Here is a 14,710-nt window from a genome sequence, read left to right as displayed (position 1 = left end):
GAATAGAAATAGAAAGTCTATTTGATATATGCATAATCACATTGATTGTTTTTGTTTTTTTAAAAAGAAAAGGATGGATTAATTAAAGGGGGTTTGAAAAGGTAAGGTAGTTAAAGAAGACATAGATAGCGGACTTACACCGTCAAGTAGACAGCATCTAAAAAAGTTTAGGAAGCCATCGAGTTTCGATATTCAATCGAAGCTCGATTGTTGAGCCTAATTTCAAGGGAATTTTCAAATTTGATCTACTTTATTCTCACAGTGGACTAGAGGGAAGACATGTTACGCTTATGTCTATAGGATCAAGAGAACATAAAGGCTTTATAAAAGGGTTCGAGATTCATTGAGTATTTAAGCTAATTTGCTCTTTACCAAAGGTTGGTTTTTTTATAACATTGGAAAAATATAAAGATGGAGATATGTAGCAAATTCATGCTTTGGAATACAATAAGTGCTTATTCTAAAAAAGTGGAAGCAAGTCATCTAGATGACTCTTGTCTCAGAATTTAATCAGGTCAAATGTCGTCCTTGAATATGCCTCATCGATACAGGCAACCATTTTCTGTTTGAAAAAATGAAAAAAAACATTATTAAAGAAATGAAAAAAAGGTGTCTATAATAAATGGATTTCCAAATAGTAGAAATGTTAAGGGACTTTAAAGAAATTGCGAATTTTTGTTAAAAAATGGTAAATAAGATTCTGATTTTCTGAAATGCCTGTATGATAGTCTTGTAACTAAATTTGAACAATCATGGAGGCAGAAAAGGATGAAGAACCTTAAAAAATGGCTTATGGTATTGATGGCGTCTTTCATGTTGGTTGGTGTTGTCGAAGGTTGCAGTAGTGCGGGTACAGAGACAGAAGATACAGAAACGGAAGATAATCAAACTGATGATGGAGCTGAAACAGAAGGTACTGAAGACGATTCACAAACAGATGAAAACGGACGATAAGAAAAATAAAACAGTGGCTGAATCATTTATGGTTCAGCCTTGATTAATAATCAAAACAAAAATACCGACAAAGTTAAACGTTCCTAGATAGCCTAATTAACGGAATATGCATGTTAAAGGTAAACTAGCTTTCTATATTTTTCTTTTTGTAGAACTAACGGGTGCGTTAGTTGAAGATTGGGGCTGTCTTAAGGCAGCTTTTTCTTTATGCAACTATCGGGGCAGATTAGTTAAAGAACCCCCATAATATTCCTTAGTTTGATAAACTGAGAATGTACGTTTTATTAAGGAACCGTAGTATTAAAATTTTTAGGGGGCAAACAAATGAAAGAAACAGAGTATCTGCAAGTATGGAACTTGGATAAATTGTTTCCAGATGGGAGCCAATCATCTCAATTTCGTGAACATTTAAAACAATTGGAAACCAAAGTTTCTAAATTTGAAGAAAAATTAAAATTTTTTCATACTCCAAAAGAATTAAATGAATCATTAAAAGTTGTAGATATTATTGAATACATAATAGACATTCGAATGAACCTATCACAAGCCAATTCTTTTATAACCTGTCTTCTTGCACAAAACCCAAAGGATCAAACTGCTACAACACTACGAGGAAAAACATCTTCTATAAATGCTCGTTTTGAGTCTGCTTTTAAAAAAGTACAAAAAGTACTTGTAAACACAAATCAACATTTGTGGGAAGGTATACTAGATACTGAGGTTTTAAATAACTATAAGTTCATACTTAATGAATGGCGTAAAAAAGCCGAGATGCATCTTTCAGATGAAGAAGAAAGCTTAGTTTCAGATCTGATGGTAGATGGTTATCATGCTTGGGGGCAGTTTTATAATTCACTTGTTAATAGTATTAGAGTTAATGTTCAAATCGACGGAGAAAAAAGTGAATTATCTGTTGGTCAAGCGATAAATTTACGTTCACACCCTGATGAAGAGGTTCGCAAAGAGTCTCATAGGGCTTTGGAAGATAAATGGAACGAGCAAGAAGAACTATTTGCCAAAATACTGAATCATATCGCAGGTTTCCGATTACAAGTGTACAAAAAACGAGGATTAGAAAATATACTAAAAGTTCCTTTGATTGAAAATCGCATCAAAGAGGAAACACTGAATGCAATGTGGAAAGCCGTTAGTAAATACAAAAAACCTTTTACAAATTACCTAAATCAAAAAGCAAAAATGAATGGCGATGAAAAAATGCATTCGTATAACTTTTGGGCTTCTGTTACAAAAGGTAATCAAAAGATAAAATATGAAGATGCTGTGGATTTTATTTTGGAGCATTTTAGTCAATTTGGAACGGAATTAGAAAGTTTTTCTCGGCAGGCATTTGATAAAGGTTGGATAGAGGCTGAAGATCGTCCAAATAAATCAACTGTTGCGTTTTGTGCGGGGTTCCCACTTTCAGGAGAATCAAGAGTTTTTATGACATATGGTGGTGGAATTACCAATGTTTTAACCTTGGCACATGAATTAGGTCATGCATTTCATAACCATGCGATGAAACCGGTTAATGGAATGAATAAACAATATCCAATGAGTATTGCTGAAACTGCTTCAACATTTTCCGAAATGATCATCTTAGATGCTGCAATGGAAAAAGCTGAATCCACTAAAGAAAAATTGTTTCTGCTTGATGAAAAATTAAAACGTAGTGTGATGAATTTCATGAATATACATTCTAGGTTCTTGTTTGAAAAGAAATTTTACGAGGAACGTAAAGAGGGGATTGTTTCATCATCACGTTTAAATGAACTAATGCAAGAAGCAATAGATGAAGGGTATGAAGGTTCTCTTGATAATGCTTCTATCCATTCGTGGATTTGGACACCACATTATTATATGACCAAATCTCCATTTTACAACTTCCCATATACATTCGGATACTTATTTTCTCTAAGTATTTATGCAAAGGCAAAGGAAAAAGGAAAAGAATTTGAAAAAGATTATTTAGACTTGCTTCGTGATTCAGGAAGTATGTCCACAGAAGATTTAGTAATGAAGCATTTAGGGGAAGATATTACATCAGAAGCCTTTTGGGAAAAAGGAATTGAATTATGCGTTAAAGATGCCGAAGAATTTGTTACCTTAACATCTTCTTAAGTTTACGGTTACTTTACTTCAAAATAAGTAAGGTTGCTGAGGCAGCCTTTTTCTTATGGCACTAGCGGGGCAGGATAGTTTAATAAGCAACAAAACAAACAAAAAGTAAATAAATAATAATAAAGGCAATTAATGAACTGTAGGGTGATAAAATGGATAACTTTGAACGTATGCTGAATGAATTGCAACAATCAGCGATGGAACAAATGAAAAATTCAAATATTCAAATCGACAAAAATAAATTAAACTCGTTCAAAGATATTATCTCAGAGTTAGTAAGCATTAGAAATGAGTTTGCGAGTAAACTTTCCCAATTACAGAATTCAAAAGAAAGGGAAATTGTCACTTTTGAGTATTCAAAAGGTGGAGAAACACTTCACAGAGGATATTATTGTCCAAGTCTGGTACTTGATTTGATCGTAGGAAATTTTAAAAGAGGTAAACTACTTAAAAGAAAACCGGATTTTGGGAAATATTCTTATGAATACGGCTTCGATGCAGACAATAGATTGATAAGGGTAAAAGGTGTAAATGAGTTTACCACTCCAGTTAGCCGTTTTGATGAAGAATTCTTGATTTACTCCGATGATATTGTTCTTGGAGTAGAGTTTAATAATATGGGTCACATTGATGTGGTGTCCAAATGTACTTATGATAAAGGGAAAATTGTTAAGTATGAACGTAGCGTATGTGGCACACAGGAGTACGCAAACCTTTACTACGAGGAATACTTCTATGAAAACAATATGCTTTCAGAGGTTAGCATATTTGATGTAACTCCACGTATTGAAATATACGAAGAGCAAAAATATAAGGTTGAAATTGATGAAGACAGTAAAATAGTTAAATTAATAGGTGGGTTTATGACAAATGGAGTCGCGGAAAAAGATGTTTTGGATTTTTATGAAGTAATTTATAAATAGGACTTTTTCTTATAAAACTACAGGAGCGTTAGCTGAAGATCAAAGCTGTCTTTAAAGCAGCTTTTTCTTTATGGAACTATCGGGGCAGTTTAGTTGAAGAAGGATTTGAATCCGAAGTTAAAGAATAACTAATGAAATACATTTTACAAGGAGTAATTTTAAAGTGATAATGAGGAAGAAATCGTTTCGCTTATTAGAGAAGATAAATGGATGATGGAAATATTAGAATCTGCCAAATCATTGAATTTGCCTGATTGGTGGATATGTGCTGGATTTATCCGATCAAAGGTCTGGGATGTGTTACACGATTTTAGCGTAAGAACAACTATTCCAGATATTGATGTGATCTATGTTGATCCAACAAATATTGATAAATTAGAAGAAAAGAAAATCGAAAAAAAACTAAAATCCCTTATACCCAATATCCCTTGGTCGGTAAAGAATGAAGCGAGAATGCATGTTAAAAGTAATATGCCTCCTTATTCTTCGTCTGTTGATGCTATATCGAAGTTTCCAGAAACAGCAACAGCTTTAGGAGTAAAGTTAGATGAAAATGACAATGTAATATTAACAGCCCCTTGTGGAATTAGTGATGTTATTAATTTAGAGGTAAAACCAACACCTTATTTTAAAGAGACTAAAGAGCGAGTGGAAATTTATGAAGATCGCATAACAAAAAAGAATTGGAAATCAACTTGGTATTAGATAAAAGTTAACCACATCAAAATCCCTTATTAAGCTAAAGGGTGCTTTACTTCATTTAGGAAGGGTTGCCGCGGCAGCCTTTTTCTTATGGCACTAACGGAACAGTTTAGTTTATTAAGAATAAAAGGAATTTCTTACTAATTAGTGGAATTTATATTAAAATGATTAAATCCAAATAACAAGAATTATAATTACATATGAAAGAGTGATGAAAATGAGTTTTACTATCCGTAAAATGCAAATGGAGGACATACATCAAGTTCAACAAGTTGCAAAAAAAAGTTGGAACTCTACCTATGAAGGCATTATCCCTCTTAAAATTCAGGAAAATTTCTTAAAGTATGCTTATAATGATGAGATGATGCAAAAACGTTTAGAGGGTTCTTTTATATTTGTTTCAGAGGTTGATAGGAAAATTGTGGGCTTCGCTAACTTCTCTCCTGTAAAAGAAGGCGGGGAGGCGGAACTTGGAGCGATTTATATAAACCCAGAATACCAAGGAAAAGGAATAGGAACTGCTTTGCTAAAAGAGGGCATTAAGAACTTAGAAGGTGCAAAAGAAATTTTTATCAATGTAGAAAAAGATAATCAAATAGGAACAACGTTTTACAAGGCAAAAGGATTAGAAGTTGTATCTGAATTTGATGATAACTTTGATGGACATACCCTTAAAACCGTAAGAATGGTCCTGAAACTATAATTCTGATTTGTTAAAAGAACAATGATTTGAGAAGTTAAACCTTATGGTAACTATTTAAATCGTGTTAACCTAAATGGTGCGAAAGTTTAACAAAGGGTTGCTGCGGCAACCTTTTTCTTATTCAACAAATGGGGCAGTTTACTAAATTAAGAAAATAGAAATGATTTTTATTACGGAAAAAGGAGGGTGAAAATGGAGACTTGTATCTTTTGTGAGATCATCCAAAAAAAAGCTGAGGCCTACATAATATATGAAAATGAGTTGGTGTGTTGCTCTTTAGATAAATTCCCAATAAATAAAGGGCACGTTTTAGTTGTTCCCAAAACACATTACCAAGAATTCAGTGAAGTTGATGGAAAGAGTTTGAATGAAGTAATTCTTATATCTCAAAAAGTAGCTATTTCACTTGAAAATTTACTCAATACAGATGGAATAACCATTATGCAAGAAAATGGAATTTACAAAGATGTTGAACACTATCATATGCATATAATACCGAGGTTTAAAGGTGATGGTTTTTCTTGGATCGAACCTGAAATTACCGTGAATCAAGTTGATTTTATGGATTTAAAAATAAGTTTGCAGGGCTATCTTAGTAAAAATTTCATTTAAAGCTTATAGAACTCCCTCAGTTTAATAGATAATGCTCACGAATACTCGCTTATTCGCAGGATTTCAAACCACATGGTATAGGTTGCTTTAGATGAACGAAAGAGATAGGACCGTTTTGATAAGATGAGGGCAGGTTGAAATAGGGGATCCAATGAGAATCCCATATTATTACATATGCTGCACGCATTTTCCACGCTGCCCCTGGAGGCTTTCCCTCCCATGTCTCAACGGGTCATAATCATATGCCCTTTCATTCCTTCGTCATGCCTATCCAAGGGGTGGAGGCTGGTTTTGCTAACGGAACGGGTCATTGCCCTTTTGTTCTATATATCCAGTACTTCGTGCTTTCTTTGAATCCTACGAATAAGCCAACTTTCGTAAAAACAATGTGAATGTAAATTTACGCTGCTAGTTGTTCAAGAGGGAATACCATTTCCGGTTTATAGACAGAGCCATTACGAGCAATCCCTACTAGGACACGGGCGAGTTTTCCACATAGTTTCATGATGGATTTCATTTTCTTAATCTTCTTCACCTTAACATTGTTCGAGTGTAGGGCTTTAAACTCAGGGTTATTCATCACCAGACTCATGGTCGCAAGGAAGAGGTAACGCCGCAGGCGTGATCTTCCACGTTTGGAAAGAACAATTTGGCCTTTCCACTTCCCAGAGCTTGCCTCAGCGAGATGCAATCCTGCATGACGAAGGAGCGCATTCCCGTGAGCGAACCCACTCAGATCTCCAGCTTCTCCTAAGATGCCCGCCAGTGAAATTTCGCTGATTCCTTTAATGGCAAGTATTTGCTTAACGAATGGAATCTGTTCCAAGACGTTTGTGACTTCTTGCGTCACTCTTTCGAGTTGGGATGAAGCGAGATCATATTCCTCTAATAACTGTTCCAAGTGAAGTTTATACGCATCAAGGGCTTGTTTCGTACCAATTGAACGCTTGGCCAATGTAATCAGGGAACGGGCTTTTTTATGCCCGGAATGTCGCTTCATACATGATTTCCACCCGGTTACGATATCTTGAGGCTGTAAGGAACATATTTCAGCTGGGGTAGGAAAGAGGCGTAGGGTTGCGATTGCCCCTTTACATGATACGTCTTTAAACACTTGCCGGAGCTCGGGAAAGACAACATCCACCCAGCGATTAATCTGGTTGATGGAGCTAACAAGGCGCTTAACGATCACATCTCGGTTGGCCATAAGGACACGAAGTTTTTCAAATGATTCTGAAGTGGAACGAACGAAGGCATAATAGCCATTCTTCACCATATCAGCGATGACAAGGGCATCTTTTTTATCACTTTTGGATTGCGTATTATCACGATTTTCTTTGTTTCTTTTGACATGGTGAGGATTGACCGTAACGACATCAATGTTTTGTTTGACTAGCCACTTTGAAAGGTTTATCCAATAATGACCGGTAGGTTCCATTCCGACTATCGTGGTGTCTAGGTTTTTCATGTGTTTTAGTTCCTTGATCCAATTTAGTAATCTAGTAAAACCCTCTTCGTTATTTTCAAAAGACAAAGGTTTCCCGATCACAATGCCTCGATAGTTTACAGCACGGGCCACGTGTACGTGTTGGGCGATATCCACACCAACAACTAGATGTTGATCCGTAATTCTTTCAATCAGTTGATTTTGTTTGTTTTGCATTTTAAAATTCATAGTAGGGCTTCCTCCTTAAGACTTTGAGTTAGATTGGACACTATACTCGTATCTTACTGAGGGGCTCTATTTTTTTTAAACCTGATATTTAACGATCTACAGGAATGCTAACAGGTGCTTTACTTCATTACTAGGAGCTGATCAACAGCTCCTTTTCTTATAGAGCTAAAGGGTAGGATAGTTCAAGAATGCTGTTTGTCCTTTGTTCAACAAATGGGGCCAGATAGTTGAAGAAGGATTACTGAATTTATATATAGAATAGAATTATAGATCTAAATATAAATCAATTTAACTTTGATAGTACAAGGAGAGTTTAATGGGAATTAATTTTAATGAATTTTTCAGAGAAGAGTTACCGATTAATGACATACAAAAAGCTATGGGAAATGGAGAAGTATCTTCAAAAGAGTTGGTAATGTATTACCTGTCTAGAATAGCAAAGTATGACCAAGACGGACCGAAAATAAATTCTATTCTTGAAATAAACCCTGACGCAATATTCATTGCTGAAGCATTAGATTATGAAAGAGTAACAAAAGGTGTTAGAGGACCCTTACATGGTATTCCTGTCTTTATTAAAGACAATATTGAAACAAATGATTCAATGCATACAAGTGCAGGAACAATTGCACTTGAGAATAATATTAGTGGTAAAGATGCATTTCTTGTTAAAAAACTCCGTAAAGCAGGCGCGGTTATCTTAGGTAAGACGAATATGACAGAATTAGCTAATGGGATGTCATTTGAAATGTGGGCTGGCTACAGTTCAAGAGGCGGACAAGTATTAAATCCATATGGGGATGCTAATCTTTATGTTGGTGGTTCAAGCTCAGGATCAGCAGTGGCGGTTGCAACAAATTTTACTGTATTATCAGTAGGTACTGAGACAGATGCTTCTATTCTTAGTCCAGCAGTTACAAACTCGGTGGTCGGTATTAAACCTACTGTCGGTTTAGTTAGTCGCAGTGGGATTATTCCCTTTACATATTCTCAAGATACAGCAGGACCATTCGCAAGAACTGTTACAGACGCAGCAATTTTATTAGGAACTTTAGCTGGAGTTGATAAGGCTGATCCTGCTACACATAAAAATGAAGGAAGGTTACAACAGGATTATACAGTTTATTTAGATTCTATGGGTCTTAAGGATGCTAAAATTGGAGTATTCAACAAAGCCTCTAATGATTATTATGACTCTGAAGAGTACGATGAGGCATTGTTTAATAATGTCATTCAAACACTAAGAAACGAAGGCGCACAGGTCTTTGAAAATATAGAGATCCCTTCTTTTCATAGGGAATGGAGCTGGGGAGTGTCATTATATGAATTGAAACATAGCTTAGATAATTATCTTTCAAAATTACCATCAAATACACCTGTGCATTCTATTGCTGAATTAATTCAGTTTAACAAGAATATCGAAGAAAAAGCATTAAAGTACGGTCAAAATAAGTTGGAGCTAAGAGAAAGTTTCCCTAACACATTAAGAAATCCTGAATATTTGAATGCAAAATTAGAAGATTTGTATTTTTCCCAGGAACAGGGTATTGATTTTGCCTTAAAAAAGTATAATCTTGATGCGATACTTTTCCCTTCGTATATAGGTTCAACAATATGTGCAAAAGCTGGTTATCCTTCCATAGCTATACCTGCTGGATATATGAAAAGTGGAAGACCTTTTGGTGTCACTTTGGCGAGTACTGCTTTTAGCGAAGGGGTTTTAATAAAACTCGCTTTTGCCTTTGAGCAGGCTACAAAGCATCGTAGAAGCCCAAAAATAACATGTTGATATATACTATACTCTCTTTTTTTAAATCATTTTTAATTAAAACTAAAGGGACAGATTAGTTGTTTAAGAAAAAAAAGAATAGAAGAGAATTATAATAAAAGGAGCTATATCAGTGATAAAAGGTTTATATGAAGCACATTTACCAGTAAGTAATTTAAATCGTTCAATTGAATTTTATGAAGGACTTGGTTTGCAATTTGATCACAAGGTTGAAGACAGATTGGCTTTTCTATGGATTGAAAAAGATAAAAGTTGGTTGGGACTATGGGAAACAGATAAAGTAGAAGTTGAGTATCATCCATCAATAAGACATATTGCTTTTCAAGTAGCGTTAGAAGATTTAAAAAACTCAGTTGTTTGGCTTGAAAATAAAGGTTATAAGCCAAGAGAGGCTTTTGGGTTTGAACCTATTGAGCCTTTTGTAATGCCGCACGAAGAATATGCACACGCTAAAATTCATTTTAATGACCTAGACGGAAACAGTTTAGAATTAATTTGTAAACTAGAAAACCCGAAAAAAATTAAGCAACGTATGTATTTAAGTGAATGGGAACAAATAAATGAAATGTAATTTGCATCTGAAATAATATTCGCAAAATACTTCAACTAACGGGTGCGTTAGCTAAAGATCGGAGCTGTCTTTAAGGCAGCTTTTTCTTTATTCAACTATCGTGTAGAGTGACAATAAAGTTGTTACATTTACAATAAATTCATTTAAGTTATATTATAGTTGTTTAAAAAAGTCGTTTGTTTATAATGGGGAAGTCTGATATAATGATTTGATAAATTTTTAAGGAGTTTTAGAGAGGGTGAGTCAATTGACTAAAAAACTTAGGCAATTGAAAAACGTTTCAGTGTCCAAACGCTTCTAACTTAGAAAAAATAATTTAGAAGCGAGGAATAATAATATGAAAAATCAAAGAATCTTTAATAAATCATTTCTTTTTTTATTTATAAGCAACTTTTTAGTTTTTATAGGGTTTGAAATGTTGCTCCCTATTTTGCCAGCCTATTTGTTAAGTATGAATGCATCTTCCATTCAAGTAGGGTTAGTGACATCATTATTTACGATAGGCGCTGTTCTAATCAGACCTTTTGTAGGGTACTATTTAATTGATAACCAACGGAAAAGTCTAGCTATTAGTGCAAGTGCAGCTTTAATGATTATTACAATGCTGTATCCTTTTCTTAATATTATATGGCTTTTTCTATTGTTACGACTTTTCCATGGCGCAGCGTGGGGGGTATCAACCACAGCGAATAGTACAATAGTAGTCGATTTAATTCCTAAGACACGGTTAGGAGAAGGAATGGGGTATTTTTCTATTTCAACAACGGTCGGGGCTATCATTGCACCGAGTATAGGTATCCTTATCTATGACTCTTTTTCCTTCGATATTTTAATTTGGTCATCAGTAGTACTCAGCCTATTGGCAGTAATTGCGCTTCAATTTGTATATTCACCTACTACTGTAAAGCGTGAGAAGCAACCATTTCGATTTTTAGATATGATTTTTGAAAAAGACGTATGGTTCCCAGCTTTACTGACGGTTATTACAACACTTGGTTTTGGAGCGATTATTACATTTTTAGTTCTTTTTGGGAAACAAAAGGGATTAGATCATATTTTTCTATTCTTCCTTATCAATGCAACAGTAGCAACTTTACTACGTCCGTTTACCGGAAAATGGTATGACAAAAAAGGACCTTGGTCTATCATCATTATGTCAGCTGTGTTAGGATTTTTGTCACTTGTTATGCTGTCATATGCGACAAATGAACTTCATCTTATTATTGCTGCGATTTTATTTGGGGCAGGTTACGGAACTGTTATGCCATGTTTACAAACATGGACGGTTCAAAAGGTAAGTGAAGAAAAAAGTGGCGCAGCCAATGCAACCTTCTTTTCCAGTTTTGACGTTGGTGTTGGAGTAAGCGCCTTTGTATTAGGTATTTTAGCTGAATGGATTAGTTTAGAGATGATCTTCCGGGTTGTTAGTCTAAGTTTTATTGTTGTTGCTGTTTTAGTCTATAAGGATTTTTTAAATGTTAAGAAAAGGTATAAAAATATATAAATCGATCTAAAACAATCCACCTCTATTAACATAGAGGTGGATTGTTTTGCATAAAAAGTCGATTATAAACTACATAGGTGACAAGAAACATATATATGAATATTTATAAAAATGATGTAGACTTTCTTACTATAAGTTCAATAGGAAGGTTAATACTTACTGGATCAGACGTTCCATGTTCAATTATATTTAAAATAGTTTGAGCTGAAAGGACTCCTTTATTAAATACATTCTGGCTAATTGTCGTCAAACTGGGTATTGAATAACGACTAATTACTAGATCATCAAATCCAACGATAGAATAATCTTTTGGAACCTTCTTTCCATGTTCTAGTAGTGCTTTAATTATACCAACCGCTAAAATATCTGAAGTTGCAAAAATAGCTGTTGCCTTATCTCCTAATTCTAATAGCTTTAACCCCATTTGAAAGCCAACCTCATAAAAACTACCAGTACCATCAAATAATAGGTCCTCATTCAAAGAAAGATTAGCTTCCTGTAGTGCTTTAATATACCCACTAAGTCGTTTTTCATCTACTGAGATCGTTTTTAAATCGTGTCCCATAAAACTAATACGTTTATGACCCATATCAATTAAATGTTTTGTAGCAATATACCCACCCAGTTCATCATCAATTCTTATATTAGGATAGTTTACTCCATGTTTTTCATAATTATCTATTAAAACAATCGGTATATCTAACGTTTTTATTTCGTTATAAACACTCTCAGGAAATAACCCTAAAAAAATGAGACCATCTAAATTTCGTTTTTGAATCCAATTTTTGAATTCAATAGGATTCATCATACCAGAGATGAAAAGGTCATAGTTATGGTTCTTAAAGACATACTCCATTCCACCCAAAATTTCAGTATAGTAATGGTTTTCTCTAAAAATAGGGGCAAGAGAATCATCAAATGTAGGAATTACGACACCTATAATATTTGATTTTTTCTTGGACAAGCTGATTGCAGTGAAATCAGGTTGATAATTAAGCTCTTTAATTGCTTTCAATACTTTTTCTTTTGTTTCTTCCGAAGTTTTGTTTATACCGTTAACTATATTAGAAACGGTTGTACGTGATACGCCTGTATATGCTGCTACATCGCGAATAGTAACTTTTTTTTCCATAATCCCTCCGTTGACCGGTTAACTTAATATAAATTATAAAGATAGGTTGGTTCTAATGCAACACAAAGAACTGGTTAGATTTAATTTTCTAAATAAATTTAATTTTCTCAATCTTTTCTTTACAAAAAAGTAATTAGATGTTAATTTTATTAAGAAATATTTTCAATACAAAAAAACAAGAAAGGTTAACCGGTTAACAAACAAAAAAGTAAATGGTGAGCCTGATAACAGATGGGGAAAGTTTGAGCCTCTTGTATCAAGTGAACCGGTCAACAAAAATGAAGTTAATGTTTTTAGCAAGATTTTGAAAGGGTGGATGGGAAACAATTATCCCCGGATGTCTATTAAGGTTTGCACATCGTAAGTAATTGAGTGTTAGTAGGATAACAGAAATTTATTATCCTAATTGGCATCCACCTAAAAAAATGGGAGGATAAAAGAAATGGAAAAGCACTACGACATCATTATAATCGGTACTGGTGCTGGTGGTGGGACTTTGGCTTACGCATTAAAAGACAGCGGAATGAAAATTCTGATTTTAGAGCGTGGCGACTATCTGCCAGAGGAACCAGAAAATTGGAATACGAAAGCAGTATTCACAGAAAAACGCTATAAGACGAAGGAATACTGGTACGACGAACAGGGAAATCCTTTCTCGCCAGGAACTAATTATTGTGTGGGAGGTAATACAAAAGTTTATGGTGCTGTTATGTACCGATTACGAAAAGAAGACTTTAAGGAGATTAAACATGAGGGCGGTATTTCGCCAGCTTGGCCGATAGACTATGAAGACTTAGAACCTTACTATGCTCGTGCTGAAGAACTTTATCTTGTACATGGTAAATCAGGAGAAGATTTAACGGATCCACCGCGGTCTTCACCTTTTCCTTTTCCAGAAGTTCCTCATGAACCGACATTAGAAAAAATTGCAGCTAGGTTGAAGAAACAAGGTCTGAACCCTCTTCATCTTCCTATGGCTGTTGACTTACACGAGGGCGGGAAATGTATACGCTGTAAAACATGTGATGGATTCCCATGTAATATCCATGCGAAGGGCGATGCGGATGTGTGCTGTATACAGCCAGCACTTAAATCTCAGAATGTAACTATGATTACAAATGCTTATGCTCATCGAATTTTGACTGATGAAAGTGGAAGTCGTGCTACTGCAGTCGAATTTGAGAAGGATGGAAAAATTTATATAGCAGTGGCTGACACTATTGTGGCTTCATGTGGTGCTGTAAATTCAGCTGCTTTACTTTTACGTTCGGCGAATGCCAAGCATCCTGAAGGATTAGCAAACCAATCGGGCTTAGTTGGACGTAATTATATGATGCATATTAACACTGCGGTCATTGCTTTGGAGCCTAAGGAAAATCCGACTGTCTTCCAAAAAACATTTGCACTTAATGACTTTTACTTTGGTAGCTCTACTTTCCCTTACCCTATGGGAAATGTACAAATGCTTGGGAAACTGCAAGGATCTATGATGAAAGATAAAAAGCCGTTCATCCCTTACCCAATTCTGAACGGTGTTGCAAAGCGAAGTATAGATTTCTTACTTATGTCCGAAGATCTCCCAGATAATGAAAATCGCGTGACTTTAACCGAAGACGGTAAGATTCAGGTTCAATATAAAGTGAATAACCTGAATGCTCATAAAGAATTAATTAAAGAGACAAAAAAAATGCTTAAGAGGGCTGGATATCCAATCTTAGTGGCTCAGCCGATGGGGGGAATAGAAACAAATTCCCATCAGTGCGGTACGATTCGTTTTGGTAATGACCCTGCTACCTCAGTCCTTGATCAATACTGTCGAGCCCATACGGTTCAAAACTTATATGTCATGGATGCATCGTTTTTCCCATCATCAGCAGCACTTAATCCAGTTCTAACTATCGTTGCACAAGCGTTGCGTGTTGGGAATCATCTACTTAAGCAAAAGACCATATTACCAGCTGGTGAAAGTATGCATTTGTCAAAGTGAAATTGTAAAAATGGCCTGATTATGGAAATCAATGAAG

The 14,710-nt window shown here is 35.0% G+C and carries 12 protein-coding genes; 9 read left to right on the top strand and 3 right to left on the bottom strand.

The genetic code is table 11. The features are described 5' to 3' along the window. Nucleotides 1–768: 768 nt before the first annotated feature. A complete protein-coding gene (locus RE409_RS14675) occupies nucleotides 769–954 on the top strand; it encodes a hypothetical protein (RefSeq protein ID WP_309557729.1) in 186 nt (61 codons plus the stop codon). Between the two features lie 324 nt (nucleotides 955–1,278). After that, nucleotides 1,279–3,075: a M3 family oligoendopeptidase gene (locus RE409_RS14670; protein ID WP_201249403.1), complete on the top strand. Its 1,797-nt coding sequence runs from the start codon at nucleotides 1,279–1,281 to the stop codon at nucleotides 3,073–3,075. A gap of 443 nt (nucleotides 3,076–3,518) precedes the next feature. Here RE409_RS14670 and RE409_RS30720 read toward each other — a convergent pair whose 3' ends face one another. Further along, entirely contained in the window at nucleotides 3,519–3,776 is a 258-nt protein-coding gene (locus RE409_RS30720) for a hypothetical protein (RefSeq protein WP_397443432.1), read from the bottom strand. Nucleotides 3,777–4,211: 435 nt separating this feature from the next. On the opposite strand from RE409_RS30720, the gene RE409_RS14660 reads away from it, so the two are divergent. The 3 genes from RE409_RS14660 (at nucleotide 4,212) to RE409_RS14650 (ending at nucleotide 6,015) form a co-directional block, all read left to right on the top strand. Next, nucleotides 4,212–4,703: a nucleotidyltransferase family protein gene (locus RE409_RS14660; RefSeq protein WP_242486027.1), complete on the top strand. Its 492-nt coding sequence runs from the start codon at nucleotides 4,212–4,214 to the stop codon at nucleotides 4,701–4,703. Nucleotides 4,704–4,917: 214 nt separating this feature from the next. Next, nucleotides 4,918–5,403 (top strand): GNAT family N-acetyltransferase, encoded by a 486-nt coding sequence (locus tag RE409_RS14655; protein WP_201224362.1) that lies wholly within the window; start codon nucleotides 4,918–4,920, stop codon nucleotides 5,401–5,403. 192 nt (nucleotides 5,404–5,595) lie between these two features. Next, complete coding sequence (locus tag RE409_RS14650) at nucleotides 5,596–6,015, top strand: HIT domain-containing protein (protein WP_201249406.1); 420 nt, start codon at nucleotides 5,596–5,598, stop codon at nucleotides 6,013–6,015. 400 nt (nucleotides 6,016–6,415) lie between these two features. On the opposite strand, the gene RE409_RS14645 is transcribed toward RE409_RS14650, so the two are convergent. Then, the gene (locus RE409_RS14645; protein ID WP_201225228.1) at nucleotides 6,416–7,690 is read right to left on the bottom strand and encodes an IS110 family RNA-guided transposase; all 1,275 of its coding nucleotides are present in this window, start codon (nucleotides 7,688–7,690) and stop codon (nucleotides 6,416–6,418) included. Nucleotides 7,691–8,006: 316 nt separating this feature from the next. Here RE409_RS14645 and RE409_RS14640 point away from each other — a divergent pair, with 316 nt between their 5' ends. The 3 genes from RE409_RS14640 (at nucleotide 8,007) to RE409_RS14630 (ending at nucleotide 11,554) form a co-directional block, all read left to right on the top strand. Continuing rightward, nucleotides 8,007–9,479 carry an amidase family protein gene (locus tag RE409_RS14640; RefSeq protein ID WP_201224366.1) on the top strand — a complete coding sequence of 491 codons (1,473 nt, stop codon included), beginning with the start codon at nucleotides 8,007–8,009 and terminating at the stop codon, nucleotides 9,477–9,479. A gap of 112 nt (nucleotides 9,480–9,591) precedes the next feature. Further along, nucleotides 9,592–10,050, top strand: coding sequence for a VOC family protein (locus tag RE409_RS14635; protein ID WP_201249408.1), 459 nt, complete (start codon nucleotides 9,592–9,594; stop codon nucleotides 10,048–10,050). A 337-nt stretch (nucleotides 10,051–10,387) separates the two neighbouring features. After that, nucleotides 10,388–11,554, top strand: coding sequence for an MFS transporter (locus RE409_RS14630; RefSeq protein WP_201249409.1), 1,167 nt, complete (start codon nucleotides 10,388–10,390; stop codon nucleotides 11,552–11,554). Nucleotides 11,555–11,657: 103 nt separating this feature from the next. Here RE409_RS14630 and RE409_RS14625 read toward each other — a convergent pair whose 3' ends face one another. Beyond that, a complete protein-coding gene (locus RE409_RS14625; RefSeq protein WP_201253573.1) occupies nucleotides 11,658–12,686 on the bottom strand; it encodes a LacI family DNA-binding transcriptional regulator in 1,029 nt (342 codons plus the stop codon). A gap of 442 nt (nucleotides 12,687–13,128) precedes the next feature. On the opposite strand from RE409_RS14625, the gene RE409_RS14620 reads away from it, so the two are divergent. Beyond that, entirely contained in the window at nucleotides 13,129–14,673 is a 1,545-nt protein-coding gene (locus tag RE409_RS14620) for a GMC oxidoreductase (RefSeq protein WP_201249410.1), read from the top strand. The last annotated feature ends 37 nt before the right edge of the window (nucleotides 14,674–14,710 follow it).

This window comes from Peribacillus sp. R9-11, from assembly GCF_031345095.1.
GTDB lineage: Bacteria > Bacillota > Bacilli > Bacillales > DSM-1321 > Peribacillus > Peribacillus butanolivorans.
The sequence above is the reverse complement of the archived record's forward strand: the minus strand, read 5'-3'. Positions and strand labels throughout refer to the sequence as shown.

Bases quoted from the DNA above. Each gene is read 5' to 3' on its own strand.
- RE409_RS14660 (WP_242486027.1), top strand. From the start codon at position 4,212: ATGGAAATATTAGAATCTGCCAAATCATTGAATTTGCCTGATTGGTGG.
- RE409_RS14670 (WP_201249403.1), top strand. From the start codon at position 1,279: ATGAAAGAAACAGAGTATCTGCAAGTATGGAACTTGGATAAATTGTTT.
- RE409_RS14625 (WP_201253573.1), bottom strand. From the start codon at position 12,686: ATGGAAAAAAAAGTTACTATTCGCGATGTAGCAGCATATACAGGCGTA.
- RE409_RS14650 (WP_201249406.1), top strand. From the start codon at position 5,596: ATGGAGACTTGTATCTTTTGTGAGATCATCCAAAAAAAAGCTGAGGCC.
- RE409_RS14675 (WP_309557729.1), top strand. From the start codon at position 769: ATGAAGAACCTTAAAAAATGGCTTATGGTATTGATGGCGTCTTTCATG.
- RE409_RS14645 (WP_201225228.1), bottom strand. From the start codon at position 7,690: ATGAATTTTAAAATGCAAAACAAACAAAATCAACTGATTGAAAGAATT.
- RE409_RS14655 (WP_201224362.1), top strand. From the start codon at position 4,918: ATGAGTTTTACTATCCGTAAAATGCAAATGGAGGACATACATCAAGTT.
- RE409_RS14620 (WP_201249410.1), top strand. From the start codon at position 13,129: ATGGAAAAGCACTACGACATCATTATAATCGGTACTGGTGCTGGTGGT.
- RE409_RS14640 (WP_201224366.1), top strand. From the start codon at position 8,007: ATGGGAATTAATTTTAATGAATTTTTCAGAGAAGAGTTACCGATTAAT.
- RE409_RS14630 (WP_201249409.1), top strand. From the start codon at position 10,388: ATGAAAAATCAAAGAATCTTTAATAAATCATTTCTTTTTTTATTTATA.